Here is a 24,870-nt window from a genome sequence, read left to right as displayed (position 1 = left end):
GATGCGTTGGGTCGCAGCCGTCGAGCTCCTCCGGGCCGAGCGTCGCGCCGGCGTGCTCGTCACCGTCGTCGGGACCCGCGGCCACGCGCCCCGCGAGGCAGGGGCCAAGATGGTGGTGGCCGCCGACGCGACCTGGGGGAGCGTCGGGGGCGGCAACCTCGAGGCGACCGCGGTCAGCCGCGCCCGCACCCTGCTCGAGTCACCGCGGGCCGGGCCCGAGGAGCTGACGTTCGGACTGAACGACAAGGCCCGCACCGAGCACGGCCGCCAGTGCTGTGGCGGCGAGGTCACCCTGCTCCTCGAGCCGATGCCCGTGGTGCCCGCCGTCGCGATCTTCGGCGTCGGGCACGTGGGCCTCGAGCTGGCCCGCATCCTGGCCCGCCACGACCTGGACCTGCACCTCGTGGACTCCCGCGCCGACATGCTGGCCGACGACCGGCTGGCCTGCCTGGACGACGCCGAGGCGCGGGTGGTGGTCCACCACTCGCCGGTGCCCGAGCTCGCGCTGGGCTCGGTGCCGGCGGGCACCCACGTGCTGGTGATGACCCACGACCACGCGGAGGACTTCGCCGTCTGCGACGCGGCCCTGCGCTGCGGCCACCTCGCGAGCATCGGGCTGATCGGCTCGACCGCGAAGTGGACCCGCTTCCGGTCCGGTCTGCGCGTCGAGGGCCACGACGAGGAGGTCGTCGCGCGCATCCAGTGCCCCGTCGGGGACGCCTCCCTGGGTGACGGGGCGCCGCCGTCGATCGCGCTGGGGATCGCGGAGGCGCTGGTCCGTCGCTTCGCCGCGGACCGGGCCCGGGTCGGCACATGACGGCTGGTGGGGTGCTCTACCGGGCCCGCGCCTACGACACTCCGGACGACCCCTTCGCCGACGACACGGCGCGCCCGGGCTTCCGCTACGAGGACGACCTGGGCCTGCTGGTCTCGCGCGAGGGAGTCATCACGACCCGCGGCCCCTTCGCGTCCGTGGCCGCCGCGCATCCGCAGGCCACCGTGATCGACCTGCGGGCCGGGATCCTGCTGCCCGGGCTGGTCGACACCCATGTGCACTTCCCCCAGGTCCGGGTGATCGGGGCGCTCGGGATGCCTCTGCTGGAGTGGCTCGAGCGCTGCGCCCTGCCCGAGGAGCAGCACCTCGCGTCCCCCGACTACGCGGCGACGATCGCGAGCGAGCTGGTCGGCGGGTTGATCGCAGCGGGAACGACCACCTCACTGGTCTTCGGGTCCCACTTCGCCCCGGCCGTCGACGCGCTGTTCACCGAGGCCGCGCGCTTCGGGCTGCGGGTGACCAGCGGCCTGGTGGTGAGCGACCAAATGCTGCCGGAGCCGCTTCTCACCACCCCGGACCGCGCCCACTCCGAGGCGGTGGACCTGGCGTCGCGCTGGCACGGTCGCGGCCGCGCGCGGTACGCCGTCACGCCGCGCTTCTCGCTCTCCGCCTCCGACGCGGTCCTGGCCGCGTGCGCTTCGGTGATGACGGACGTCGAGGGCGCGTTCTTCACCTCCCACGTCAACGAGAACCTCACCGAGGTGGCCACGGTCCACGGGCAGTTCCCCGACCGTTCCGACTACGTCGACACCTACGACCACCACGGGCTGATCGGTCCGCGCTCGGTCCTTGCGCACAACGTGCACCCGCTCGACTCCGAGCTCGCCGTGCTCGCCGCCCGGGGAGCGGCGGTGGCGCACTGCCCGAGCAGCAATGCCGCCCTCGGCTCGGGACTCTTCCGGTTGCGCCGGCACGTCGAGGCCGGCGTGCCGGTGGCCCTCGGCTGCGACGTGGGGGCCGGCACCGGCTTCTCGCTCTTCAAGGAGGGGCTGCAGGCCTACTTCGCCCAGCGCCTCCTCGGCGACCAGGGGTTCCCGCTGGCTCCCGGACACCTCCTGCACCTCAGCACCTCGGCCGGCGCGTCTGCCCTGGGGCTCGCGGACGTCGTCGGTGACCTCTCCGTGGGCAAGGAGTTCGACGCGATCTGCCTGCGCCCGCCCGCGGGCACCGCGCTGGACATCGGGCTGCGGCACGCGGGATCGCCCGAGGAGGCGCTCGGCAAGGTGTTCGCGCTCGCCGGTGACGCCGACGTGGCCGACGTGTGGGTGGCGGGGGAGCAGATCGCCTCAGGCGGCTTCCTGCGCCCGGTCGGCGCCGGCCCGGCGGTCAGGCCGAGCCGCGACGCCCGGCGTACGCGGTCCACGCCAGGGTGAGCAGCAGCGCACCCACGAAGGAGCCGATGAGGCCGCTCGCACGCAGCTCCAGGCCGTCGCCCGCGAGGAGGCTCGCGAGCAGCCCCCCGACGAAGGAGCCGAGGAGCCCGGTGACGATCGCGACGGACCAGTTCACGTCGCGCATCGACCGGCCGAGCACGAGCTGGGCGAGACCGCCGGCGAGCAGGCCGAAGACGATGATGGCAAGTATCAGCATGACCGGAGACTAGTGCCTCCGACCCCGGTCAGTCGCTCAACAGCTCGGTGCGCTCGGCGGCGAGCAGCACGGCGCCGATCAGCGAGGCCCGCTCGCCCAGCTCGGACGCGACGACGGGGGTCGAGGCGACGGCGTCCAGGGCGTGGCGACGCAGCCCGATCCGGGCCGACTCGAGCAGCAGCTCGCCGGCCCGGGCCATCTCGCCGCCCACCACCACAAGCGCCGGGTTGAGCAGGTTGACCACGCTGGCCAATGCCCACCCGAGGTGGAGGCCGGCGTCCTCAAGGGCGCGCAGGGCCGAGACGTTGCCGTCGCGGGCGGCGCGGACGATCTCGTCGACGCTCGCCCCCGGCATCTGCAGCTCCATCATCGACTGGAGGGCGACCGTGGAGGTGTAGGCCTCCAGGCAGCCTCGACTGCCGCACCGGCACACGGGACCGTTCTCGTCGAGCGTGAGGTGGCCGATCTCGCCGGCGGTGCCGCCGTTGCCGTGGAAGAGCCGGTCCTCCAGGACGATCCCGGCACCCACGCCGGAGGACACCTTGACGAAGACCGAGCTGTCATGGCCGCGGGCGACGCCGTGCCGGTGCTCGGCGAGGGCGCCGAGGTTGGCGTCGTTGTCAATGTGCACGACCGCGCCGAAGCGCTGGCCGGCGGCCTCGGGGGCGTTGACCCCGACCCAGCCGGGGAGGATCGCCGACGAGCGGACCACGCCGGCGGTCATCGGGGCCGGCAGGCCGAGGCCGATGGTGCGGATGGCGGCCCGCTCCAGCCCGGCGCCCGCGAGCAGCTGCTCGAGCAGGTCGTGGGCGCGGTCGAGGCCCTCGGTGTGCGGGTGCCCGGCGTTGAGCCGCAGCCGCTCCTCGGAGATGAGGCTCCCCGTCATGTCCCCCAGGGCGACGGCCACGTGGCTGTGCCCGAAGTCGATGCCGGCGACGAGCCCCGCGGACCGGGCCAGCGCCACCGTCGTACCACGCCGTCCACTGCCGGGCTCGACCTCGAGCAGGCCGGTGGCCGCCAGCTCGCGGACGATGTTGGAGACCGTTGCGGGGGCCAGACCGGTCTGGCGGGCGATGTCGGCCTGTGTCACCGGCTCCCCGGCCTCCTGGGCGCGGAGTACGTCGACGACGCGCTGCAGGTTGGCCGTGCGCAGTGACGCGGTCGACCCGGGGGATGACATGGGGGAACTGTGAGCCAGAGAGGCCTTTGTCGTCAAGAGGTGGGCACAAAGTCCTCATGTCACCGTTTCGTCACAACTTTGTGTTCATCTCTTGACGACTAGCGTGTGACTCACCACACTCAGAGGACGTTCACACCGGTTCGTCGCCCGACGAGCCCTGGCCAGCCCCAGGAGACCTCATGCCTCGCACCATCCACCGCATCGCCGCCAGCGGCGCTGCCCTGCTCTTCGGCGTCGCGGCCCTGACCGCCTGCGGCGCCAACGACTCCGAGTCCGGCGACTCCGGCGACGGCGGCGGCGACAGCAAGGTCATCGCCCTGCTCCTCCCCGAGTCCAAGACCACCCGCTACGAGGCCTTCGACCGGCCGCTCTTCGAGGACGCGGTCGCGGCGCTCTGCGACGACTGTGAGGTCGTCTACTACAACGCCGACCAGGACGAGGCCAAGCAGACCCAGCAGGTCGACACGGCCATCTCCGAGGGTGCCAGCGTCGTCGTCCTCGACCCGGTCAACGGTGCGGGTGCCGGCGGCATGGTCCAGTCCGCGCAGGACTCCGGCGCCAAGGTCATCGCCTACGACCGGTTCATCGCCGAGGCCGACTACTACATGTCCTTCGACAACGAGACCGTCGGCAAGCTGCAGGCCGAGGCCCTCGTCGAGGCGATGGGCGACAAGGGCGGCATCCTGATGCTCAACGGTGCCCCCAGCGACCCCAATGCCGCACAGTTCAAGGCCGGTGCGCACAGCGTCCTCGACGAGAGCAACATCGAGATCCTCGAGGAGTACGACAACCCCGACTGGAGCCCGGAGAACGCGCAGACGTTCGTCACCGACCAGCTCTCCAAGTACGACGCCAGCGAGATCAACGGCGTCTACGCCGCCAACGACGGCCAGGCCGGCGGCGTGGTCGCCGCCCTCACCGGCGGTGGTGTCGCCGAGGACGCCCTCCCGCCGATCACCGGCCAGGACGCCGAGATCGCCGCGATCCAGCGGATCCTCGCCGGCCAGCAGGCCATGACCATCTACAAGCCCATCCCGATCGAGGCCGAGACCGCCGCCGAGGTCGCCGTCGCGCTGGCCAACGGTGACGACGTGCCCAACCCCACCGAGACCGGCATCGACCAGACCGACTACGAGGGCGTGCCTTCGTACATCTTCACGCCGATCGTCGTCACGAAGGACAACGTCGCCGACACGATCATCGCCGACGAGTTCTACTCCGTCGAGGACATCTGCACCGACGAGTACGCGGACGCGTGCGAGGCGGCTGGCATCTCCTGATGTCCACCACTGCTACACACCGTGCGCCGGCCGGGGAGGTAGTCCTCTCCCTGGCCGGCGTCACCAAGCGCTTCGGTGCCGTCCAAGCCCTCTCGGACGTCCACATGGACGTCCGGGCGGGCGAGGTCGTCGCCCTGGTCGGCGACAACGGCGCCGGCAAGTCCACGCTCGTCAAGGTGATCGCGGGGGTCTACACGCCCGACGACGGCAACATCACCTTCGACGGCAAGTCCGTCCGGGCCAGCGGCCCGGCCGAGGCCCAGGCCCTCGGCATCGCCACCGTCTTCCAGGACCTCGCCCTGTGCGACAACCTCGACGTGGTGGCCAACCTCTTCCTCGGCCAGGAGAAGATCGCGGGTCCGTTCATCGACGAGGTCACCATGGAGAAGGAGGCGTGGCGTCTGCTGCGCACCCTGTCGGCCAAGATCCCGAGCGTCCGGATCCCGATCGCGTCGCTGTCGGGCGGCCAGCGCCAGACCGTCGCCATCGCGCGCAGCCTGGTCGGCAGTCCCAAGGTCGTGATGCTCGACGAGCCGACCGCCGCCCTGGGCGTGGCCCAGACCGCGGAGGTCCTCAACCTCATCGAGCGGCTCCGCGAGACCGGCCTCGGCGTCATCCTGATCAGCCACAACATGGCTGACGTCCAGGCCGTCGCCGATCGCATCGTGGTGCTCCGGCTCGGCAAGAACGCCGCCGAGTTCAACGTCGAGGAGGCCACCACCGCCGAGCTCGTGGCGGCGATCACCGGTGCCTCGGACAACGTCGTCGCCGCTCGCGCGTCGCGCGGCGAGGCCGCACCCACGCAAGGAGACCAGGATGGCTGACACCGAGACCGAGAACGGGACGTCCGCCGTCGCCGCCGACCTCGCCGACGAGCGGCTGATCAAGACCGAGGGACTGTCCGGCTACTTCAGGCTCTTCGTCAACCGCCTCAAGTCCGGCGAGCTCGGCAGCCTGCCGGTGGTCATCGGGCTGATCTTCATCAGCATCGCGTTCTACAGCGCCGAGCCACGGTTCCTCTCCTCGCGCAGCATCGTCTCGATCACCCAGTTCGCGGCGCCGATCGGCATCATCGCGCTCGGGATCGTGCTCGTGCTGCTGCTCGGCGAGATCGACCTGTCGGTCGGTTCCGTCAGCGGCTTCACCGCCGCCGTCATGGCGGTCCTGCTGGTCAACGAGGGGCAGTCGATGTTCGTGGCGATCCTCGCCGCGGTCCTCGTCGGCGTGGCGATCGGTGCGTTCTACGCCCTGCTCTACACACGCCTGGGGGTGCCGTCGTTCGTCTTCTCGCTGGCGGGCCTCCTGGGCTTCCAGGGCGCGCTGCTCTACGTGCTGGGCACCCAGGGCACGATCAACCTGCCGTCCGACTCGTTCCTGGTGCAGTTCACCCGGTTCGAGTTCCTGGCCCCGGCGGTGTCCTACGTCCTGGTCGTGGCCATCGCGCTCGCCTACGTCGGCTCGCAGATGTGGACGATCCGGCAGCGCTCCGCGGCCGACCTGAGCACCCCGTGGCTCCCGCTCGTGCTCATCAAGGGCGCGGCGATGCTCGTGGGTCTCGGGTTCCTCACCTACTACGTCAACATCGACCGCGGCTGGAGCTACCTGTGGCTCTTCTTCGTGCTCATGGTCGTGCTGATGGACTTCGCGCTGCGTCGTACCCGCTGGGGACGACACGTCTTCGCGGTCGGTGGCAACGAGGAGGCGGCGCGTCGCTCGGGCATCAAGGTCAACCGGGTCTACTTCTCGGTGTTCGCGCTCTGCTCGACGCTCGCGGCGGTGGGTGGCCTGCTGGCCGCCGGCCTCCAGACCAGCGTCTCGCAGGCGAGCGGCACGACCGACACCAACCTGACGGCCATCGCGGCCGCGGTCATCGGCGGCACGTCGCTCTTCGGCGGCCGCGGATCGGCCTACTCCGCGATGCTCGGCATCATCGTGCTCCAGGCGATCCAGACCGGCCTCAACCTGGTCGGCGTGGACTCCTCGGTGCGCTTCATGGTCACCGGTGCAGTGCTGCTGCTGGCCGTGGCGATCGACTCCGTGTCGCGTCGCGCTCGTACGTCGAGCGGTCGCGGCTGATCGGAGCAACGGCAACGGTGAGGGGGCGCATACGATGTGCCGCGATGCGCCCCCTCACCACCACTCTCCTCGTCGTGGTCCTCGGCTGCAGCCTGCTCGGCGGCTGCTCCAGCGAGGACCCGACCGTGGTCGCGCTCCTCGCCTCCGACGGGTCCCGTGAGCTCGAGCCCCGGGTCGACGTCGACGCCTTCGAGGCCCGCGTCGAGGCCACCTGCGAGGAGTGCGCCGTCCGCGTCTACGACGCGGAGGGCGACGCGGCCACCCAGGCCGACCAGGCCGCCGAGGCACTGCGTGACAGCGCCGACGTGATCGTCCTCGACCCCGTCGACGTCGAGGAGGCCGAGGCCCTGGTCGGTGGTGGCGAGGACGAGGTCCCCGTCGTCGCGCACACGACCCTGGTGCCCGGCGCCGACTGGTTCGTCGGCCTCGCCGAGCCGCTGGCCAGCAGCACCGGGGGACCGCCTGCGGACTCCGACCTCGAGGCGGCCCGCCAGGTCGTGGCCGGCCAGCGCCGGTCGATGCTGCACGTGCCCGCCACCGCGATGAGCGAGCAAGCGGCCGACGTCGCCGTCGGGGTCCTCGCCGACGAGGAGCCGGATGGCGCGGAGCACTTCGAGGGCGTGCCGTCGTGGCTCCACACCGCCACCGAGGTGCGACTCGCGGGGCTGACCGACGTGCTCGTGCGGGAGGGTGCCTTCACCCTCGACGAGCTGTGCGACGGATCCACCGCACGGAGGTGCGAGCAGCTCGGTTTCGTCTAGGTTGGCGAGATGAGCCACAGCACCGAGGAGGCCGGTCGCGGGCCGCGTCCCGCGCGCCGCGACGTACTGGTTCTCGGTGCCGGGGTCGCCCTCGGTGCGGCCGGTGTGGGGGCCGGGTGGGCGTGGTCCGAGCGTTCCGCGGAGGAGCCGGCGGGCGAGGAGCCGGCCGAGGCCGATGCCCCGGAGGCGCCCGAGCCGGTGCGGTTCGTCAGCAGCCAGCTGACCGCGCCCAGGGCGAGCGCCTGGCGCCGCGAGGGCGCCGTGGTCTCGGGCGGCCTGCTCTTCACGACGCCCCGCACGCCGACGTTCCGCGGGGTCGTGTACGACGACCGTGCCCAGCCGGTGTGGATCGAGCCCGACGGCAACGCGGCTACCGACCTGCGCGTGCAGACCTACCGGGGCCGGCCGGTGCTGACCTACTGGACCGGGGAGGTCAAGGAGGGCGCCGGCAACGGCAAGGGGGTCATCCTCGACGAGCGCTACCTGCCGGTGGCCGAGGTGCGTTGCGGCAACGGCGTCCTCTCCGACCTCCACGAGTTCCAGCTGACGTCCCGTGGGACCGCGTTGTTGACGTCCTACCCGACCATCCCCTACGACCTCACGCCGGTCGGCGGGCCGGCGGACGGCCACGTCTGGGGCGGTCGCCTGCAGGAGGTCGACGTGGAGACCGGTGAGGTGCTGCTCGACTGGGAGGGGCTCGACCACATCGACCTCACCGACACCTATCGGGAGCTCGACGACACCGGCACGGCCGCGCTGCCCTTCGACCCGATCCACGTCAACTCCGTCGAGGAGGACGGCGACGGGCTCCTCGTGTCGGCCCGGCACACCGGTGCCCTCTACCGGATCGACCGGCGCACCGGCGAGGTGCTGTGGCGGTTCGGGGGCAGGCGGAGCGACTTCGAGGTGCCCGAGGGCGGCGACTTCGGCTGGCAGCACGACCTCCGTCGCCAGCCCGACGGGACCCTCACGATCTACGACAACCACGAGAACGCGATCGATACCGACGCCGTGTCCGCGGCGCTGCGCTTCGAGCTCGACGAGGAGGCGATGACCGCCCGTCTCGTCCAGGCGCTGCGCCACGAGGACCGGTACGGCTACGCGATGGGCAACGCCCAGTACCTCCCCGACGGCCACGTGCTGGTCGGGTGGGGGATGGACCCCTACGCCACCGAGTTCGACGCGGACGGCGAGGTCGTCTTCGAGCTGTCCGACCTGGGGCTGGGCTCCTACCGGTCCTACCGCTTCCCGTGGCGCGGACGCCCGGCGACCCCGCCGGACCTCGCGGTGGCGGACGGGTCGGCGTACGTCTCCTGGAACGGCGCCACCGAGGTGACCGCCTGGCGGGTGCTCGCGGGGGAGCGGGCCGACCGGCTCCGACCGGTCGGCGAGGTGCCGCGCGAGGGGTTCGAGACTGTCGTGGCCCTGGAGACCGGGGCCCGCCTGGTGCGGGCCGAGGCCCTGGACGCCGACGGCCGCGTGGTCGGGCGGACCCGGACCGTCCGGGCCTGACCCGCGCCCCGGACACCGGGAGTTCACCCGGGCTGCCTAGGGTGCGGGGACCCATCACCCGACTCGGAGGTCCCTGATGCGACGCACCACCCTGCTCGGCGCCGGACTCGCGGCCGTGCTCGCCGCCGTTCCCCTCGCCACCCTCGCCCCGGCCCAGGCGGATCGGGGCGGCCACGGACCCGGCACACGCGAGACCGTGCGCTTCTCCACCTTCAACGCCTCGCTCAACCGCGCCACCGCGGGCGGGCTCGCCGCGGACCTGTCCACCCCGAAGGCGGACACGGGCCCGGTCCGGCAGGCGCACAACGTGGCCGAGACCATCCAGCGCACGCGCCCCGACGTGCTGCTGGTCAACGAGTTCGACGTCGACCCGGAGGCCGTGGACCTGTTCCGCGACAACTTCCTCGAGGTCGGGCACGGGGACGCGCGTCCGATCGCCTACCCCTACGCGTACGTCGCGCCGTCCAACACCGGAATCCCGAGCGGGCACGACCTCAACAACGACGGGTCGGTCGGGGGTGGTGACGACGCCTTCGGCTTCGGGCTGTTCCCCGGCCAGTACGGCATGGTCGTCTACTCGCGGTATCCCATCGACACCGACGCCGTGCGGACCTTCCAGACCTTCCGCTGGGCCGACATGCCGGGTGCGCTCCTGCCCGACGACCCGGCCACCCCGGCGCCGGCGGACTGGTACTCGCCCGAGGAGCTCGAGGACGTCCGCCTCTCCTCCAAGTCGCACTGGGACGTGCCGATCGAGATCGGTGACGAGACCGTGCACTTCCTCGTCTCGCACCCGACTCCGCCCACCTTCGACGGGCCCGAGGACCGCAACGGCCTGCGCAACCACGACGAGATCCGCTTCTGGGCCGACTACGTCGCGCCGAGCGCTCGGCGCGCGGCGTACGTCTACGACGACGACGGCCGGTACGGCGGACTGGCGAAGGGCGAGTCCTTCGTGATCGCCGGCGACCAGAACGCCGACCCGGCCGACGGCGACTCGGTCGACAGTGCGATCGACCAGCTGCTGCGGCACCCGCGGGTCCGCGACCCGCGGCCCACCTCCGCGGGTGGTGTCGAGGCCGTCGACCAGGGCGGCGCCAACCTGGGCCACGCGGGCGACCCGGCGCTGGACACCGCGGACTTCGCGGACGGGGCGCCCGGCAACCTGCGCGTCGACTACGTGCTGCCGTCGAAGGGGACGAAGGTCGTCGGGTCGGGCATCTTCTGGCCGGTCGACGCGGACCCGCTCTATCGCCTGACCGGCGACTACGACCCGAGCCGCTGGCCCTTCACCGGGGTCCCGACGTCCGACCACCGCCAGGTCTGGGTGGACCTGCGCTACTGATCAGTGCACGGTCTCGATCGGGGCCCGGACCTCCTCGACGGTGAGGTGGTGGTCCTCCCGGTCGAGCTTGCTGGGCCACCAGATCTTGCCGCCGAGGTCCATGTTGATCGCGGTGACGAGCACGGAGCGGACGATCATGGTGTCGAGGATGACGCCGAGAGCGACCGCGACGCCGAGCTGCGCGAGGAACACGACCGGGATGGTGCCCAGCACCAGGAACGTCGCCGCCAGCACCAGCCCGGCGCTGGTGATGACCCCACCGGTGGAGGTGAGCGCCACCAGGGCGCCCTTGCGCGTGCCGAAGTGCATCGTCTCCTCCCGCACCCGGGTCATCAGGAAGATGTTGTAGTCGATCCCCAGGGCCACCAGGAACACGAAGGCGAACAACGGGAACCCGGGATCGGACCCGGCGAAGCCGAAGACGTACTCGAAGAGCAGGGCCGAGATGCCCATCGCGCCGCCGAAGGACAGCACCACGGTGGCGATCAGGATGAGTGGTGCCAGCACGGACCGCAGCAGGGCCACCAGGATCAGCAGCACGAGCAGCAGGATGATCGGGATGATCACCAAGTTGTCGCGGTTGGCGGCGTCGCGGGTGTCGAGGAAGAACGCCGAGTTGCCGCCGACGAGGGCGTCGGCGCCGTCGACGGCGTGGACGGCGTCACGGACCCGCTCGACGGTGACGAAGGCCTCGGGGGACGCCGGGTCAGAGCCGATCGCGGCCTCGACGAAGGTGACGTCACCGGCGGTGACCGCGGGCTTGGGCGGCTCGACGTTGTCGAGGCCGGTGAGGGCCTCGGTGATCGCCTCCTCGCTGCCGGCGTTGCCCACCACCATGACGGTGTTGGACTGGTCGACCAGGCCGGCGTCCACCAGCACCTGCTGACCGGTGACCGACTGGAACTCCTGGGTGTAGGAGTCCTCGGTCGACAAGCCGTTGGTGTCGAGGCGCAGCATGCCGAGGCACGCGATGGCGAGCACCACCGAGGTGACCACCCAGACCTGGCGCGGGCGCGGCGCGATCCAGCGGCCGACCTTGGCCCAGATGCCGGTCTGGGTCGGCTCGGGCGAGCCGTATCCCGGGCGCCGCGGCCAGAAGATCCACCGGCCGGTGATCACCAGCAGCGCGGGCAGGAGGGTCACCATCACCAGGAAGGTCACGGCGACGCCGATGGCCGCCACCGGGCCGAGGCCGGCGGTGGAGTTCATCTCGGCGAAGAGCAGGCACAACATGCCGAGCGCGACGGTCGCGGCACTGGCCAGCAGGGCCGGTGCGGCCCGGTGCAGCGCGAACGCCATCGCCTCGTGCCGGTCCTCATGGCGCCGCAGCTCCTCGCGGTAGCGCGCGACCAGCAGCAGGGCGTAGTCGGTGCCGGCGCCGATCACCAGGATGGTCAGGATCGCGTAGGACTGCCCGTTGACGGTCAGGCCGGCGTCCCTGGCCAGGAAGTAGATGAGGGCCTGGGAGACGAAGAGGGCCACGATCGCGCTGAAGATCGGCAGGATCCACAGGATCGGGCTGCGGTAGGTGAACAGCAGGATCAGGATGACGACGCTGAGGGTGGCGCCGAGCAGGGTGCTGTCGATGCCCCCGAACGCCTCGGCCGAGTCGGCTGCCTGCCCGCCGGCGCCCGCGACGTAGACCTCGACGCCCTCGAGCTCGGCGATGCTCCGGAGCTCGTCGGCGATGTCGGGCATCTGGTTCCAGCCCTCGGAGCCGAGGTCGAAGGTCACGCTGGTCTGGGCGACCGTGCCGTCCTGGGAGACGGCGGGGAAGCCCACCTGCTCGGCGATGGCCGGGCTCACCACCGACGGGGCGCGTCCCTCCCGGGCCTTGGCCAGGCCCTCCATCGCGGCGAACTCGGCGGCGTGCTCCTCGATGGCGGCGAGGTCGTCCTCCGTCAGGCCGCCGTCACGCTCGTAGACGACGAGGGTCGGGATGGCGTTGGGGTCCTGGAAGGGCTCGAGCTTCTCGAAGGCGCGGGTCGACTCGGCGGACTCCGGCAGCCACGACGAGGCCTCGTTGTTCTGGACGTCGGCGAGCTTGGCCGCGAAGGTCGCGGACCCGGCGGCGACCAGCAGCCACACGACGAGCACGATCCACTTGGTGACGCGTCCGGTGAGGGCCCCTGCGAGCTGGCGGTTCATGACCACCAGTGCAACAGAACCCACCGACACTGCGCATCAGGAATTTCCCTGACCCGCGTGCGGGGGTCTAGACCAGTCACCCCTTTATGAGGTATGGGCGGGCGGCAGGTCGCGCCCGGCCGCCGCGAGCACGTCGCGCAGCAGGTCGGGCCGGTTGGTGATCAGCCCGTCCACGCCGGCCCGGAGGAGCGTCCGCATCGTCGGTGGGTCGTCGACGACGTAGGGGATGACCCGCAGGCCGGCGGCGTGTGCGTCCGCGACCAGCTCCGGGGTCGTGAACGGGACGTACGCCGGGTCGTCGACGCCGGACGTGAAGGGGCTGCCGTGGATGGGGGAGACGGCGTCGAAGCCCTGGGCGGCGGCGGTCCGCACGAAGTGCTCCTCCACCTCGAGGCCGTCGAACCACGGGGACGGGCCGTCGGCGGAGGCCCGGAGGTAGCGCGGTGAGACCAGCAGGTTGCGCGCGAGCAGCGGCTCGGTCCGGCCGACGAGGCGCAGCACGCCCCAGTCGAAGCACTGGATGCTGGTGCGCCCGACGAGCCCGTCGATGCGGATCGCGTCCACGACGACCTCGACGAAGTCCCGGCGCGACGTCAGGTCGTCGGCCGCGAGGGCGTCGTACTTGATCTCCAGGTTGACCCCGACGTCGTCCGCGCCGCGCTCGTCGAGCAGGGCCGCCACCTGGCGCAGCAGCGGCATCGTCGGCGGCAGGTCGGCGCGGGTCAGGGTGCGGATGCGCCGGGCGTCGGCCAGCGCCGGGTCGTGCGAGACCACCACGTCGTCCCCGGCGGTCAGGTGCACGTCGAGCTCGAGCGTCGACACGCCGAGCGCGAGGGCCCGGCCGAAGGCCTCCAGGGTGTTCTCCGGCCAGAGTCCGGCGCCCCCGCGGTGGGCCTCGACGTCGAAGACGGGCAACGGCACAGCGTCGAAGGTCACTCCTCGGCAGGGCGCGCCGCGTAGAGCCGCTCGACCACGTCGGCGTACTTGCTGTTGACGACGCGCCGCTTGAGCTTGAGCGTCGGCGTGAGCTCCTCCGACTCGGCCGTCCACTCCTCCGGCAGGAGCTCCCAGGCCTTGACCTGCTCGGGTCGCGAGAGGCGGGCGTTGGCCTTGTCGACCGCGTCCTGCGCCATCGCCCGGATCTCCGGCCGCGCCGACAGGTCGGCGAGGTCGGTGAACTCGATGCCGCGCGCCTGGGCCAGCACCGGGGCGACCTCGCCGTCGAGGGTAAGGATCGCGACGACGTGCGAGCGGTTGTCGCCGATGGCCATCGCGTGGCCGACGATCGGCGACTCCTTGAGGTAGTTCTCGATGTTGGAGGGGGCGATGTTCTTGCCGGCCGAGGTGATGATCAGCTCCTTCTTGCGGTCGACGATCGCGAAGAAGCCTTCCTCGTCGAGCGTGCCGATGTCGCCGGTGTGGACCCACCCGTCGGCGTCGATGAGGTTGCGGGTGGCCTGTTCCTGGCGGTGGTAGCCGGGGGTGATGACCGGCCCGCGGACGAGCACCTCGTTGTCCTCGCCGAGCTTGACCTCCATGCCCGGCGTGGCCCGGCCGACCGTGCCGAGGCGGAAGCCGCCGGGCCCGTTGGCGGTGACCGCGCCGCACGTCTCGGTCATGCCGTAGACGTCGTAGACGATGAGGCCGAGGCCGGCCATGAACTTGGCGACCTCGAGCGGCATCGGGGCCGCGGCGGAGCCGGCCCACGTCACCTGGTCGAGGCCGAGCAGCAGCTTGAGGAAACCGAGGATCGCGGCGTCGGCCTCGTCGTACGCCGCCTGGATCTCCGGCGTCATCGTGCCGCCGACCTCCTGGGCCTGCACCCAGGTCAGGGCCGCGGCCATCGAGTCCTGCACGAGCTTGACGTTGTCGGGGTTGGGATCGGCCGCGAGCTTGGCGGAGAGCCCCGTCTTGATCTTCTCCCACACGCGCGGGACGCCGAAGAACGCCGTGGGGTGCACCTCGCCGAGGGTCGCCAGCAGCTGTGCGGGGTCGCCGATGCAGTGCACGTGCCCGCCGACCACCTGCGGGCCGTAGAGGCCGAGGATCCGCTCGGCGATGTGGGCCAGCGGCAGGTAGCTGATCTGGCGCTGGGGCTCGCCGAAGCCGGCGGCCTCCATGGTGCTGACGGCCTCGTAGAGGACGTTGTGGTGGGTGAGCACGACGCCCTTGGGGTTGCCGGTGGTGCCGGACGTGTAGAGGATCGTCGCCGGCGCATCGGGGTCGAGGTCCCGGTGGCGCTGCTCGATCTCCTCGGCGTGCTCGTGCCGGTACGCCGCGCCGCGGGCGACGAAGTCGTCCCAGGTCACGAAGCGGTCGCCGTCCGGGGCCTGTGCCGCGTCGAGCACCACGACCGTGGCGACCGCGTCGAGGGCGCCTTCCCAGCGCTCGAGCTGGTCGGTGCCCTCGAGGATCGCCACCTTCGGGCTCGACTCGCCGGCGATGAAGGACACCTGCTCGGGGGAGAGGGTGTTGTAGATCGACATCGGGGTCGCCGCGGCGTGCACCGCGCCCATGTCGCCCACCAGGTGCTCGATCCTGTTGGTGGCCATGATCGCGACGGTGTCGCCGACCTGCACGCCCGCCCCGACGAGCGCGGCGGCCACGTCGAGGGCGGTCTCGCGGGTCTGCGCCCAGGTGAGCGTGCGCCAGGACTCGTCCTCCGCGACCCCGTGCCTGTCGGAGTAGGCCGGCTCGTCGGCGTGGGCCGCTGCGGTGTCGGCCAGCGCGTCGATGAGGGTGCGGCCGGCGACCGCCTCCTGGATCCGCGTGCGGTCCGCGGCGACGTCGGGGTGGACGGAATCGGGCAGCACGTCGGTCATGCCGGTCTCCTCGGGGATGTGACGGGGGTCACGATCCTCACGCACTCGAGGGTCCGGTGGCTAGGCCTCAGGTCCCGCAGAAGGTGCGGTAGGTGCCGAAGTCGTCGGGAGCCGGGGCGGCGTACCTCTCGAGCCCGGGCCGGTCGTCGAAGGGCGAGGTGACGGCCTCGACCAGGCGCTCGAAGGGGTCCAGGTCACCGGACGTCGCCGCGTCGAGCGCCTCCTCGACGAGGTGGTTGCGGGGGATGCGGAGCGGGTTGGTGCGGTCCATGGCGTCGGGGTCGGGCCCCGTGGCCCGCCACCGGGCGCACCAGTCGTCGAAGTCGGACAGGTCGAGGAAGAGCCCCCGGGCCGCCTCCGCGTCGCCGCGGGCCGCCGAGGCCAGGGCACGGTAGAGCGACGTGTGGTCGACGTGGCTGCGCTCGGCCAGCGCCAGCAGCTCGTCGACCAGGGTGGTCGCCACGGCGTCCTCGAGGCCGACGGGCAGGCCGAGCTTGGCACGCATCCCCGCCGCCCATGCCGCGGAGTACCGGGACCGGAAGGCACCGAGCGAGTCGGTTGCCAGGGCGACGGCGCGCTCCTGGTCGTCGTCGAGGAGCGGCAGGAGGGCCTCGGCCAGTCGGGCGAGGTTCCACTCGGCCGCGACGGGCTGGTTGCCGTAGGAGTAGCGGCCCTCGTGGTCGATCGAGCTGTAGACGGTGGCCGGGTCGAAGGCTTCCAGGAAGGCGCAGGGGCCGTAGTCGATGGTCTCGCCCGAGATGGTCATGTTGTCGGTGTTCATCACCCCGTGGACGAAGCCGACCAGCATCCATCGCGCCACCAGCGACGCCTGGGCCGCGACCACCGCGTCGTACAGGGCGAGGTAGGGACGCTCGGAGGTGGCGGCCGCCGGGTGGTGGCGGGCGATCGCGTGGTCGGCGAGACGGCGCAGCAGCGCGACGTCGCCCGTGGCCGCGGCGTACTGGAAGCTCCCGACGCGCAGGTGGCTGCCGGCCACGCGGGCGAGGACGGCACCCGGCAGGACCTCCTCCCGGCGCACGTCGCGCCCGGTCGCGACCACGCCCAGGGCCCGGGTCGTGGGGATGGCGAGCGCGTGCATCGCCTCGCTCACGACGTACTCGCGCAGCATCGGGCCCACCGCGGCCAGGCCGTCGCCACCGCGTGCGAACGGCGTGCGGCCGGATCCCTTGAGGTGCAGGTCGCGCAGGGTGCCCTCGCGGTCGACGAGCTCACCGACGAGCAGGGCGCGGCCGTCGCCCAGCCGCGGGGAGAAGCCCCCGAACTGGTGCCCGGAGTAGGCCTGCGCCACGGGCGCGGCACCGTCCGGCAGGCGGGTGCCGGTCATCAGCCCGATCCCCTCGGGGGTCCGCAGCCAGGCCGGGTCCAGGCCCAGGTCGCCGGCCAGGCGGTCGTTGACGGCCAGCAGGCGGGGGTCCGGGGTGGGCTCGGCCTGCCAGGGGACGGCCATCTCGCCCACCTCTCGGGCGAAGTGGTCGTGCAGGTGGAGGGAGACCGGGGTGACGCTCACCCGTCGAGCCTACGTCCGCCATGATGGGTCCTCGGTCCGGTGAGCACAGGAGGACGACATGGTGGCGAGCCGCTCCGCTCGTGAGAGGAAGGCCGCGGCCCAGGGCGGTCCGCTGGCGCGGGTCAAGATCGACCTCGACGCCGAGCAGCAGTTCGTCTACAAGATCAGCTGCTCGAGCTGCCGGGCCAAGGGCCACCGGGCCTGGTCGACCTACCGGCCCGGTGAGGACAACGGCTTCATGGCCGCGATGGACCGCTGGACCTTCCACCTCGTCGAGAAGCACCCCGACTCCGAGGCGCCGTGCCTGGCCTTCCTCGCTGAGGCGCAGCAGCGGCTCCACGAGCGCCGCGAGGGGGCCGTGCCCGAGGCGGGGTCGTGACCGACCTGGCCGCCGTCGAGGCGCGTCTCGTCGGGCTGCTCGACCGCTACCGCCCCGAGCTGGTGGACGGCACCATCTACGGCGTCCCGTCCCTGGTGTGGCCGGGGGCCACGGGACACGACTACTTCGCGGCGCTCAAGCGCGGCAAGGCCAAGGTCGGTCTCTACCTCATCATCGCGGACCGCTACCCCGACGACCTGGCGGCGTCGCCGCCGGCGCTGCTGGCGCGGCGCACGGGGCGGGCGACGTTCTCCTTCGCCACGCTCGACGACGAGATGGCCGCCGACCTCGGAGCGCTGCTCGACCGGCTGATGGAGCGCTACCGGGCCGAGCACAGCCCTCAGTCGGAGGACGCGGCCGAGCCGCCGGCCACCTCGTAGCTCCACACCTCGCTGTGCGTGGAGACCGGCCGGGGCGCGTCGCCGCCGGCCCGCTCGGCCGCGGAGCGGTGTCCCTCCGCGAAGCCGGGCGAGCTCATCCACGCCTGGAACGACTCCTCGTCGCGCCAGCGCGTGATGACGAGCCACTGGTCCCGCTCGTCGGTGGGGCGGAGGAGCTCGAAGCCCTCGAACCCCTCGGCCCCGTCGACGGCGCCGGCGCGCGCGGCGAAGCGGTGGGCGAGCTCGTCGCCCGAGCCGGCGGGGACGGTGATGGCGTTGATCTTGATCGTGGTCATCGTCCCAGCCTGCCAGTCGTCACCAGGTGAGCTCGATCTCCAGCTCGTTGTCGTCGCCGAGCTCGACCTCGACCTTGAGGTTGACCTCGTCGGGGATGCGGACCGTGATGCGGCGACCCTCGCGCTGGAACTCGACGGAGTTGTTGCGGGCGATCGCGTCGGCGAGGGCGTGCAGCCGGGCGGCGGCGTCCTCGCGGCTCATGCGCTGGGTGTCGTCGATGTCGAACAGGTCCATGGTGTCTCCCTCTGGTGGTGGCTGTCCCACGACCGTAGCGAGGCGGGCCGCAGCTGGGCTCACACGCAACGGGGGACCCACTAGGGTCGCCGCGTGGACGCCGACGTGCTGGTGGTGGGGGCCGGACTGGCCGGGCTGCGCTGCGCGCGGGTGCTGCACGACGCCGGCCACGAGGTGGTCGTGCTCGAGGCGGCGGACGCCGTGGGCGGGCGGATCCGCACCGACCGGTTCGACGGGTTCCTGGTGGACCGCGGCTTCCAGCTGCTCAACCCCGCCTACCCCGCCGTACGCCGCTGGGTCGACGTCGACGCCCTCGGCCTCCAGGCCTTCGGGGCCGGCGTCGCGGCCGTCACCGAGTCGGGCACGTCGGTCCTCGGGCACCCGCTGCGGGCTCCGGGACTGCTTCCGGGCACGGCCCGTACGGCGCTCGCGCACCCGCGTGAGGTGGCAGCCGTGCTCCGGTGGGCCGCCCCGCTCCTGCGTCCCCGTGGCCGCACGCGACTGTCCGAGGTGCTGGCCGGACGGGCCGACGTGGGCCGGGCCGAGGCCCTCGACCGGGCCGGCGTCGACGGGCTGCTGCGGCGGGTGGTCGACCGGTTCCTCGCCGGCGTGCTGCTGGAGGACGACGGCAGCACGGCCGACCGCTTCGCCCTGCTGCTGGCCTGGATGTTCGCCCGCGGGGTGCCGTCGCTGCCGGTCGCGGGCATGCAGGCGCTGCCCGAGCAGCTCGCCGCCCCGCTCGGCGACCGGGTGCTCCTCGGCCACCGCGTCGAGGGGGTCACGGGCGCCACGGTGACGACGTCCGACCGGACCTGGACCGCCCGGCAGGTGGTGGTCGCCACCGACGGCCCGCGGGCCCGGGAGCTCGCCGGGATCGAGGTCCCCGCGACCAAGGGCGTGGTCACCACGTGGTGGTCGGCCCAGGACGCCCCGTCCACCGACCTGCTCCACGTCGACGCCCGCCGCGACCCGCGCGGGCCGCTGGTCGACGCGGCGGTCGTCTCCCGGGCGGCGCCGTCCTACGCACCCCCGGGCCGTCACCTCGTGCAGGGCTCGGCCCTCCTCGGGCCGGGGCGGGTGACCGACGAGGCGGTGGTGCGCCGGCACGCCGGCGACCTGCTGGGAGTCGACCCGACCCGGTGGGAGGTGGTCGCGCGGCACGAGGTGCCCGACGCGCTGCCGGCCCAGCCCGCGCCGTACTCCGCCACGCGTCCCGTGCAGGTGGGCGAGCTGGTGGTGTGCGGCGACCACCGCGACACCGGCTCGATCCAGGGCGCGCTGGTCAGCGGGCAGCGCGCCGCGGAGGCCGTGCTCGCGGCACTGCGGTGAGCGCGGTCGTCGCCTTCGCCGTCGCGACGGCCTGGCACGCGGGCTTCCAGCTGACGGTCACCCTCCTCGTCTACCCGGTGCTGGCCCGTCGGTCGAGCGAGGAGTGGCGCGCCGCGCACGCTCGGCACTCGCGGACCATCGCCCCGCTCGTGGGCGTGCTCTACCTCGCCGTGCTGGTCACCGGGGGGCTCCTGGTGGCCTCGGGGCCCGACCTCCCCGGGTGGCTGGCGCTCGCCCTGACCGGCCTGGCGCTGGCCACGACCGCCCTGGCGGCCGCGCCGGTCCACGGTCGCCTCGCCGACCGCGACGACGTGCTCGTGGCGCGGCTGCTCGTGGCCGACCGGTGGCGCTGTGCGTTCGCCGTCCTCGGAGCGGTCGCCGCGACGGTCGCGGTGCTCGCCGGGGGATGATGGCGCCGTGAGTGCGAGCGAGGGTGCCCCGGGGGTCGTGGTCGTCGGTGCCGGGCTGTCCGGGGTGGCGTGCGCCCGCGAGCTGCGGGCGGCCGGGGTGCCCGTCCGGGTCCTCGACCGCGGCCGGAAGCCCGGTGGCCGGATGGCCTCGCGCCGGCTGTGGGACCGCCCGGTCGACCTCGGCGCGTCGTACCTCACGACCTCCGACGACGACTTCCTCGCGGTGGTGGAGGGCTGGCGCGAGCGCGGGCTCGCCCGGCCGTGGACCGACACGTTCTGCGCGATCGGAGACGGCGACCCGGTCGCCAAGACCGGTCCACTGCGATGGGGTGCACCCGGTGGCCTGCGGTCGCTGGTCGAGGACCTGGCGGCGGGCCTGGAGATCGAGCGGCACGACGTCGCGGACGTCGACGCGCTCGACGGTGCCGCCGTCGTGCTGGCCATGCCCGACCCGCAGGCCCGCCGCCTCGTCGGTGACGACCACCCGCTCGCGGCCCGGCTCGACCGCGAGTTCGAGCCGGTGCTGGCCATGGCGGCCACGTGGGCCGAGCGCAGCTGGGACCACGTCAGCCCGACGGGCCGCTTCGACGGCGCGTTCGTCAACGACCACCCGGTCGTGGCGTGGGTGGCCGACGACGGACGGCGACGGGGTGACGACGCCCCGGTGCTGGTCGTGCACTCGACCCCGGACTTCGCCGGTCGGCACCTGGAGGACCCGGCCGCCGCCGGTCCCGAGCTGGTGGCCGCGCTGCGGTCGCTGATGTCGTTGCCCGAGCCGGACGAGGTGCACGTGCACCGCTGGACCTTTGCCCGACCGGTGGGGGAGCGGACCGCCACCCATGCGCTGGTCGACGGCCCCGGCGGGCTCGTCGGGGCGTGCGGGGACGGCTGGGGCGCGTCGCCCAAGGTGGAGACCGCGTGGCTGTCCGGCCGCGACCTGGGCCGGGCCCTCGTGGAGCGGCTGTCGTGAGCGAGAAGGTCTGGTTCCCCAGCACGAGCGGCCCGCGCCTGGCCGGCCTCCTCGACCACCCCGAGGGCCAGGTCCGCGGCTGGGGCGTATTCTCCCACGGCTTCACGCTGGGCAAGGACTGTCCCGCGGCCAACCGCATGTGCAAGCAGCTCGCCGCCGAGGGCATCGGGATGCTCCGCTTCGACAACCTGGGCCTCGGTCACTCCGAGGGCGACTGGGGCGACGGGTCCTTCTCGCACAAGATCGCCGACACCGCGCAGGCGGTGCGCTTCATGAACGACGCGGGCCGCGAGGTGCGGCTCCTGGTCGGCCACTCGTTCGGCGGTGCCGCGGTGATCGCGGCCGCGCACGAGGTCGAGGGCGTGCGGGCCGTGGCGAGCGTCGGCGCGCCGTACGACCCCTCCCACGTGGAGCACCACTACGACGCGCTGCTGGAGCGGATCATGGAGGACGGCGAGGCACCGTTCCCCGTCGGCGGCAAGGCACTCACCCTGCGCCGGCACTTCGTCGAGGACGTGCGCGCCGCCGACCTCCACGAGCAGATCAGGACGCTGCGGCGGGCGCTCCTGGTGATGCACTCCCCGACCGACAACACCGTCGGCATCGCCAACGCGAGCGAGATCTTTCGGGCGGCGCGGCACCCGCGGAGCTTCGTCTCGCTCGAGGGCGCCGACCACCTGCTCACCGGCCGCAACCAGGCCAAGAGGGCGGCCCGCATCATCAGTGCGTGGTGCGACCCCTACCTCGCCGACGACTGATCCCGGTCGCGTTCGGACAGGCCCTTGCCCGGTGGCCGTCGCCCCGCGACGATGAGCGCGGACAGGAGACACCATGACCAAGCGTCACACCCCGCCCGACCGCACCGACTCCACGCGCTACAAGCCGTCCGGCCGCCTGCGGTCGTCCGTCTACGACGCCGAGATGGAGCGCCTGCAGGAGCAGCTGGTGCTCCTGCAGTACTGGATCCAGTCCCAGGGCCTCAAGGTGCTGGTGATCTTCGAGGGCCGCGGCTCGGCCGGCAAGGGCGGGGTCATCAAGCGGATCACCGAGCGCACCAGCCCGCGCACGGTGCGGATCGTCGCACTGCCCAAGCCCACCGACCGCGAGCGCACCCAGTGGTACTTCCAGCGCTACGTCGAGCACCTGCCCGCCGCGGGGGAGATGGTCCTGTTCGACCGGAGCTGGTACAACCGCTCGAACGTCGAGTGGGTGATGGAGTTCTGCACCGAGGACCAGCACCAGGAGTTCCTGCGCAGCTGTCCCGAGTTCGAGCGGATGCTCGTCAGGTCGGGGATCGTGGTCCTGAAGTACTGGTTCTCCGTCAGCGCCGAGGAGCAGCAGCGGCGCTTCGAGGCGCGCAACGCCGAGCCCCTCAAGCGCTGGAAGCTGTCCGACATGGACCTCGCCGAGCGCGAGCTCTACGTCCGCTACTCCGAGGCCAAGGACGTCACCTTCCAGTACACCGACATCAAGCAGGCCCCGTGGTACGTCGTCCCGTCCGACGACAAGAAGGCGGCCCGGCTCAACTGCATCACCCACCTGCTCGACCAGTTCGACTACGAGGACGTGGCGCCCGACCCCGTCGTGCTGCCCGCGGTGAGGGACATCCCCTACGTCCGGACCCCGATGTACGAGCAGACGTTCGTCCCCTCCGCCTTCTGACGCGGGAACACGCCGCACGGGGGCGACAACCAACTCCGTCGGCGTGCTGTCATACCCCGCGTGAGACCCACCCACCACCTCGTCCTGATGACCGCTGCCCTCGTGCTGGCGACGACGGGCACGCTCGCGAGCGTCGAGCTGGCCTCGTCGCAGCGGGCGGACCCGCGACCGCCCAACATCGTGCTGATCACCTCCGACGACCAGACCGCCGTCGAGCTGCGCTGGATGCCGCGGACCCGACGCCTGCTCGGCCGGGCCGGCGTGACCTTCTCCGACATGGTCGCCCCGCACCCCAACTGCTGCCCCTCGCGGGCGCAGATCCTGTCCGGGCAGTACGCCCACAACAACGGCGTCCGCACCAACGGGCCGCCGTGGGGCGGCCACGAGGGCTTCGACCCGTCGACGGCACTGCCGGTGTGGTTGCAGCGGGCCGGTTACGAGACCGGCTTCGTCGGCAAGTACCTGCACGGGTACGACGAGACCGACGGGATCGAGCCCGGCTGGGACCGGTGGCGGCCGATCATCGGGGTGCTCTCCGACTACCACTCGTTCCTGCAGTACGCCGACGGCGAGCTCGTGCGCTTCGGCCCCGAGGCCTACCACACAGACGAGGTCGCCCAGCAGTCCCGCCAGCTCGTCCGCGACCTCAGCGCCGGTGACCAGCCGTTCTTCCTGTGGTCCAGCTTTCTCGCTCCGCACGGCACCTGCCAGGGCAACCCGCAGCCCGACTGCTCGGGCCCGCCGCCGGCGGCGGAGCGGCATGCCGACATCCTCGGCGACGTCCGCCTCCCGGCCCTCGACTCGCCCTCCTTCAACAAGCGCGGGGCCTGGGCGAAGGCCCGCGGCACGTCCGCGCCCGCGCGCTCGCGGACCGACGCCCAGCGGCTCTTCACCCAGCGGATCCGTGCCCTGGCCGCGCTCGACGAGGCCGTCGCCGGGATCGTCGAGGAGCTCGACCGGACGGGCGAGCTGGAGAACACCGTGCTGATGTTCACGTCCGACAACGGCTACCTCTTCGGCGAGCACCGGCTGGTCGGCAAGAACGTGCCCTACGAGGAGGCCGTCCGCGTGCCCCTGCTGATGCGGGGTCCCGGCATCCCGGCCGGCCAGCGCCGGACGCAGACCGTCGCCATGATCGACCTCGCCCCCACCATCGCCGAGCTCGCCGGCGCGCGGCCGATGCGGCGTACGGACGGGGCGAGCCTGCTGCCGTACGCCGTCGCCGACCGGCCGCAGCCCGACCGGGCGCTGCTGCTCCAGGCCGGGTCCAAGGGCAAGGTGAAGGCGCGGGCGTGGACGTTCCGCGGGGTGCGGACCGACCGCTACACGCTGGTCCGCTGGAAGAAGCCGCGGCTCCGCGAGCTCTACGACCGGCGCCGGGACCCCTACCAGCTCACCAACGTCCACGCGGACCCGCGCTACCAGCGGATCCGGCGGCAGCTCACCGGGCTCCTGCGCGACCGGCTCGAGGACTGCCGGGGCAACGGCTGCCGGCGGCCGGTCCCCGAGCTCCCGCGGCCGGGGAGGCGCTGACCTGCTGGAACGCGGTGCTGTCTTGAAAGCCGTGTGGCGTCCGGTGTCGGATCGGGGCGAGCCCGTTCGTGGCAAGGGTGAGCGGGCGTCCAGCAGGGGCGCCCCCGTCACAGGAGATGATTCGCGATGCAGTTCCTGATTTCCGTGATCGACGACAGCACCGAGTCCGCCACCGGCACCGAGATGGCCGCCATCGACGCGTTCAACGACCGGCTCAGGGCCGATGGCCACTGGGTCTTCGCCGGCGGCCTCGCGGCGCCCGACACGGCCACCGTCCTCGACAACCGTGGTGGTCGGGCCATCGTCACCGACGGTCCGTTCCTGGAGTCCAAGGAGTACCTCGGCGGCTTCTGGGTCATCGAGGCCGCCGATCGCGAAGCGGCGCTCGCCATCGCCGCGGCCGGCTCAGAGGCCTGCCACCGCCGGGTCGAGATGAGGCCGTTCCTGGGCTGAGGAGCAGCGGTCCGGACGCTGTCCACAGGGGATCTCGAGCTCGACGAGCGATGAGTTCCTAAGGAACTTCAAGCCACGTGAGTGGTTCGTATGCTGGTAGGGACGGGCCGGGATGTTGGAGCGCTTTGCGACTTCTGTGACTCCCG

25 protein-coding genes are annotated in these 24,870 nt (G+C 72.4%); 17 read left to right on the top strand and 8 right to left on the bottom strand.

The features are described from left to right. The first annotated feature begins 1 nt into the window (after position 1). Positions 2 to 817 carry a xanthine dehydrogenase accessory protein XdhC gene (gene xdhC, locus DAE25_RS20450; protein ID WP_107767973.1) on the top strand — a complete coding sequence of 272 codons (816 nt, stop codon included), beginning with the start codon at positions 2 to 4 and terminating at the stop codon, positions 815 to 817. Next, positions 814 to 2,208 (top strand): guanine deaminase, encoded by a 1,395-nt coding sequence (locus tag DAE25_RS20445; protein ID WP_107767972.1) that lies wholly within the window; start codon positions 814 to 816, stop codon positions 2,206 to 2,208. Before xdhC ends, DAE25_RS20445 begins: the two co-directional genes overlap by 4 nt. Here DAE25_RS20445 and DAE25_RS20440 read toward each other — a convergent pair. Further along, positions 2,162 to 2,425 carry a GlsB/YeaQ/YmgE family stress response membrane protein gene (locus DAE25_RS20440; RefSeq protein WP_107767971.1) on the bottom strand — a complete coding sequence of 88 codons (264 nt, stop codon included), beginning with the start codon at positions 2,423 to 2,425 and terminating at the stop codon, positions 2,162 to 2,164. The two genes, DAE25_RS20445 and DAE25_RS20440, sit on opposite strands and share 47 nt — an antisense overlap. 28 nt (positions 2,426 to 2,453) lie before the next feature. After that, positions 2,454 to 3,605, bottom strand: coding sequence for an ROK family transcriptional regulator (locus DAE25_RS20435; RefSeq protein ID WP_107767970.1), 1,152 nt, complete (start codon positions 3,603 to 3,605; stop codon positions 2,454 to 2,456). Positions 3,606 to 3,784: 179 nt separating this feature from the next. On the opposite strand from DAE25_RS20435, the gene DAE25_RS20430 reads away from it, so the two are divergent. From DAE25_RS20430 to DAE25_RS20405, 6 genes are all read left to right on the top strand, one after another. Further along, positions 3,785 to 4,885 carry a substrate-binding domain-containing protein gene (locus tag DAE25_RS20430; RefSeq protein WP_107767969.1) on the top strand — a complete coding sequence of 367 codons (1,101 nt, stop codon included), beginning with the start codon at positions 3,785 to 3,787 and terminating at the stop codon, positions 4,883 to 4,885. Then, positions 4,885 to 5,709: an ATP-binding cassette domain-containing protein gene (locus DAE25_RS20425; protein WP_107767968.1), complete on the top strand. Its 825-nt coding sequence runs from the start codon at positions 4,885 to 4,887 to the stop codon at positions 5,707 to 5,709. The genes DAE25_RS20430 and DAE25_RS20425 overlap by 1 nt, the downstream gene beginning before the upstream one ends. After that, positions 5,702 to 6,961, top strand: a complete 1,260-nt coding sequence (locus tag DAE25_RS20420; protein WP_107767967.1) for a sugar ABC transporter permease — start codon at positions 5,702 to 5,704, stop codon at positions 6,959 to 6,961. The genes DAE25_RS20425 and DAE25_RS20420 overlap by 8 nt, the downstream gene beginning before the upstream one ends. A gap of 44 nt (positions 6,962 to 7,005) precedes the next feature. Continuing rightward, positions 7,006 to 7,722, top strand: coding sequence for a type 1 periplasmic-binding domain-containing protein (locus DAE25_RS23305; protein ID WP_159083872.1), 717 nt, complete (start codon positions 7,006 to 7,008; stop codon positions 7,720 to 7,722). Positions 7,723 to 7,731: 9 nt separating this feature from the next. After that, entirely contained in the window at positions 7,732 to 9,234 is a 1,503-nt protein-coding gene (locus DAE25_RS20410; protein WP_107767966.1) for an arylsulfotransferase family protein, read from the top strand. Positions 9,235 to 9,310: 76 nt separating this feature from the next. Next, positions 9,311 to 10,579, top strand: a complete 1,269-nt coding sequence (locus DAE25_RS20405; RefSeq protein ID WP_107767965.1) for an endonuclease/exonuclease/phosphatase family protein — start codon at positions 9,311 to 9,313, stop codon at positions 10,577 to 10,579. Here the strand turns inward: DAE25_RS20405 and DAE25_RS20400 are convergent, their stop codons facing one another. The 4 genes from DAE25_RS20400 to DAE25_RS20385 form a co-directional block, all read right to left on the bottom strand. Beyond that, on the bottom strand, positions 10,580 to 12,727 hold the full coding sequence (locus tag DAE25_RS20400; RefSeq protein ID WP_107767964.1) for an MMPL family transporter: 2,148 nt from the start codon (positions 12,725 to 12,727) through the stop codon (positions 10,580 to 10,582). It abuts the gene before it with no gap. An 84-nt stretch (positions 12,728 to 12,811) separates the two neighbouring features. After that, on the bottom strand, positions 12,812 to 13,663 hold the full coding sequence (locus tag DAE25_RS20395) for a glycerophosphodiester phosphodiesterase family protein (RefSeq protein ID WP_159083871.1): 852 nt from the start codon (positions 13,661 to 13,663) through the stop codon (positions 12,812 to 12,814). Then, complete coding sequence (locus DAE25_RS20390; protein WP_107767962.1) at positions 13,660 to 15,549, bottom strand: AMP-dependent synthetase/ligase; 1,890 nt, start codon at positions 15,547 to 15,549, stop codon at positions 13,660 to 13,662. Before DAE25_RS20390 ends, DAE25_RS20395 begins: the two co-directional genes overlap by 4 nt. Before the next feature lie 67 nt (positions 15,550 to 15,616). After that, the gene (locus tag DAE25_RS20385) at positions 15,617 to 17,077 is read right to left on the bottom strand and encodes a protein adenylyltransferase SelO (RefSeq protein ID WP_107767961.1); all 1,461 of its coding nucleotides are present in this window, start codon (positions 17,075 to 17,077) and stop codon (positions 15,617 to 15,619) included. A gap of 58 nt (positions 17,078 to 17,135) precedes the next feature. Here DAE25_RS20385 and DAE25_RS20380 point away from each other — a divergent pair, with 58 nt between their 5' ends. Both DAE25_RS20380 and DAE25_RS20375 read left to right on the top strand, forming a co-directional pair. Further along, a complete protein-coding gene (locus DAE25_RS20380) occupies positions 17,136 to 17,456 on the top strand; it encodes a hypothetical protein (protein ID WP_107767960.1) in 321 nt (106 codons plus the stop codon). Beyond that, positions 17,453 to 17,836, top strand: a complete 384-nt coding sequence (locus DAE25_RS20375) for a hypothetical protein (RefSeq protein ID WP_107767959.1) — start codon at positions 17,453 to 17,455, stop codon at positions 17,834 to 17,836. The genes DAE25_RS20380 and DAE25_RS20375 overlap by 4 nt, the downstream gene beginning before the upstream one ends. On the opposite strand, the gene DAE25_RS20370 is transcribed toward DAE25_RS20375, so the two are convergent. Both DAE25_RS20370 and DAE25_RS20365 read right to left on the bottom strand, forming a co-directional pair. Further along, entirely contained in the window at positions 17,797 to 18,132 is a 336-nt protein-coding gene (locus DAE25_RS20370) for an antibiotic biosynthesis monooxygenase family protein (protein WP_056887231.1), read from the bottom strand. The genes DAE25_RS20375 and DAE25_RS20370 overlap by 40 nt on opposite strands. A 19-nt stretch (positions 18,133 to 18,151) precedes the next feature. Then, positions 18,152 to 18,367, bottom strand: a complete 216-nt coding sequence (locus DAE25_RS20365; protein ID WP_056887232.1) for an amphi-Trp domain-containing protein — start codon at positions 18,365 to 18,367, stop codon at positions 18,152 to 18,154. Between the two features lie 93 nt (positions 18,368 to 18,460). On the opposite strand from DAE25_RS20365, the gene DAE25_RS20360 reads away from it, so the two are divergent. The 7 genes from DAE25_RS20360 (at position 18,461) to DAE25_RS20330 (ending at position 24,724) form a co-directional block, all read left to right on the top strand. Further along, complete coding sequence (locus tag DAE25_RS20360; RefSeq protein WP_107767958.1) at positions 18,461 to 19,696, top strand: NAD(P)/FAD-dependent oxidoreductase; 1,236 nt, start codon at positions 18,461 to 18,463, stop codon at positions 19,694 to 19,696. Then, positions 19,693 to 20,106: a hypothetical protein gene (locus tag DAE25_RS20355; RefSeq protein WP_107767957.1), complete on the top strand. Its 414-nt coding sequence runs from the start codon at positions 19,693 to 19,695 to the stop codon at positions 20,104 to 20,106. Before DAE25_RS20360 ends, DAE25_RS20355 begins: the two co-directional genes overlap by 4 nt. 7 nt (positions 20,107 to 20,113) lie before the next feature. Next, positions 20,114 to 21,076, top strand: coding sequence for an NAD(P)/FAD-dependent oxidoreductase (locus tag DAE25_RS20350; protein ID WP_107767956.1), 963 nt, complete (start codon positions 20,114 to 20,116; stop codon positions 21,074 to 21,076). Then, a complete protein-coding gene (locus DAE25_RS20345) occupies positions 21,073 to 21,834 on the top strand; it encodes an alpha/beta hydrolase family protein (protein ID WP_107767955.1) in 762 nt (253 codons plus the stop codon). Before DAE25_RS20350 ends, DAE25_RS20345 begins: the two co-directional genes overlap by 4 nt. 73 nt (positions 21,835 to 21,907) lie before the next feature. Then, positions 21,908 to 22,738 carry a polyphosphate kinase 2 gene (gene ppk2 / locus DAE25_RS20340; RefSeq protein ID WP_107767954.1) on the top strand — a complete coding sequence of 277 codons (831 nt, stop codon included), beginning with the start codon at positions 21,908 to 21,910 and terminating at the stop codon, positions 22,736 to 22,738. Between the two features lie 60 nt (positions 22,739 to 22,798). Continuing rightward, complete coding sequence (locus tag DAE25_RS20335; RefSeq protein ID WP_107767953.1) at positions 22,799 to 24,271, top strand: sulfatase family protein; 1,473 nt, start codon at positions 22,799 to 22,801, stop codon at positions 24,269 to 24,271. A gap of 126 nt (positions 24,272 to 24,397) precedes the next feature. Next, positions 24,398 to 24,724, top strand: a complete 327-nt coding sequence (locus DAE25_RS20330; protein ID WP_107767952.1) for a YciI family protein — start codon at positions 24,398 to 24,400, stop codon at positions 24,722 to 24,724. The last annotated feature ends 146 nt before the right edge of the window (positions 24,725 to 24,870 follow it).

Origin of the sequence: Nocardioides terrigena, assembly GCF_003047265.1 — a bacterium.
Classification (GTDB): domain Bacteria; phylum Actinomycetota; class Actinomycetes; order Propionibacteriales; family Nocardioidaceae; genus Nocardioides; species Nocardioides terrigena.
Note: the sequence above shows the minus strand (reverse complement) of the source record. Positions and strands in the feature narration are given on the sequence as shown.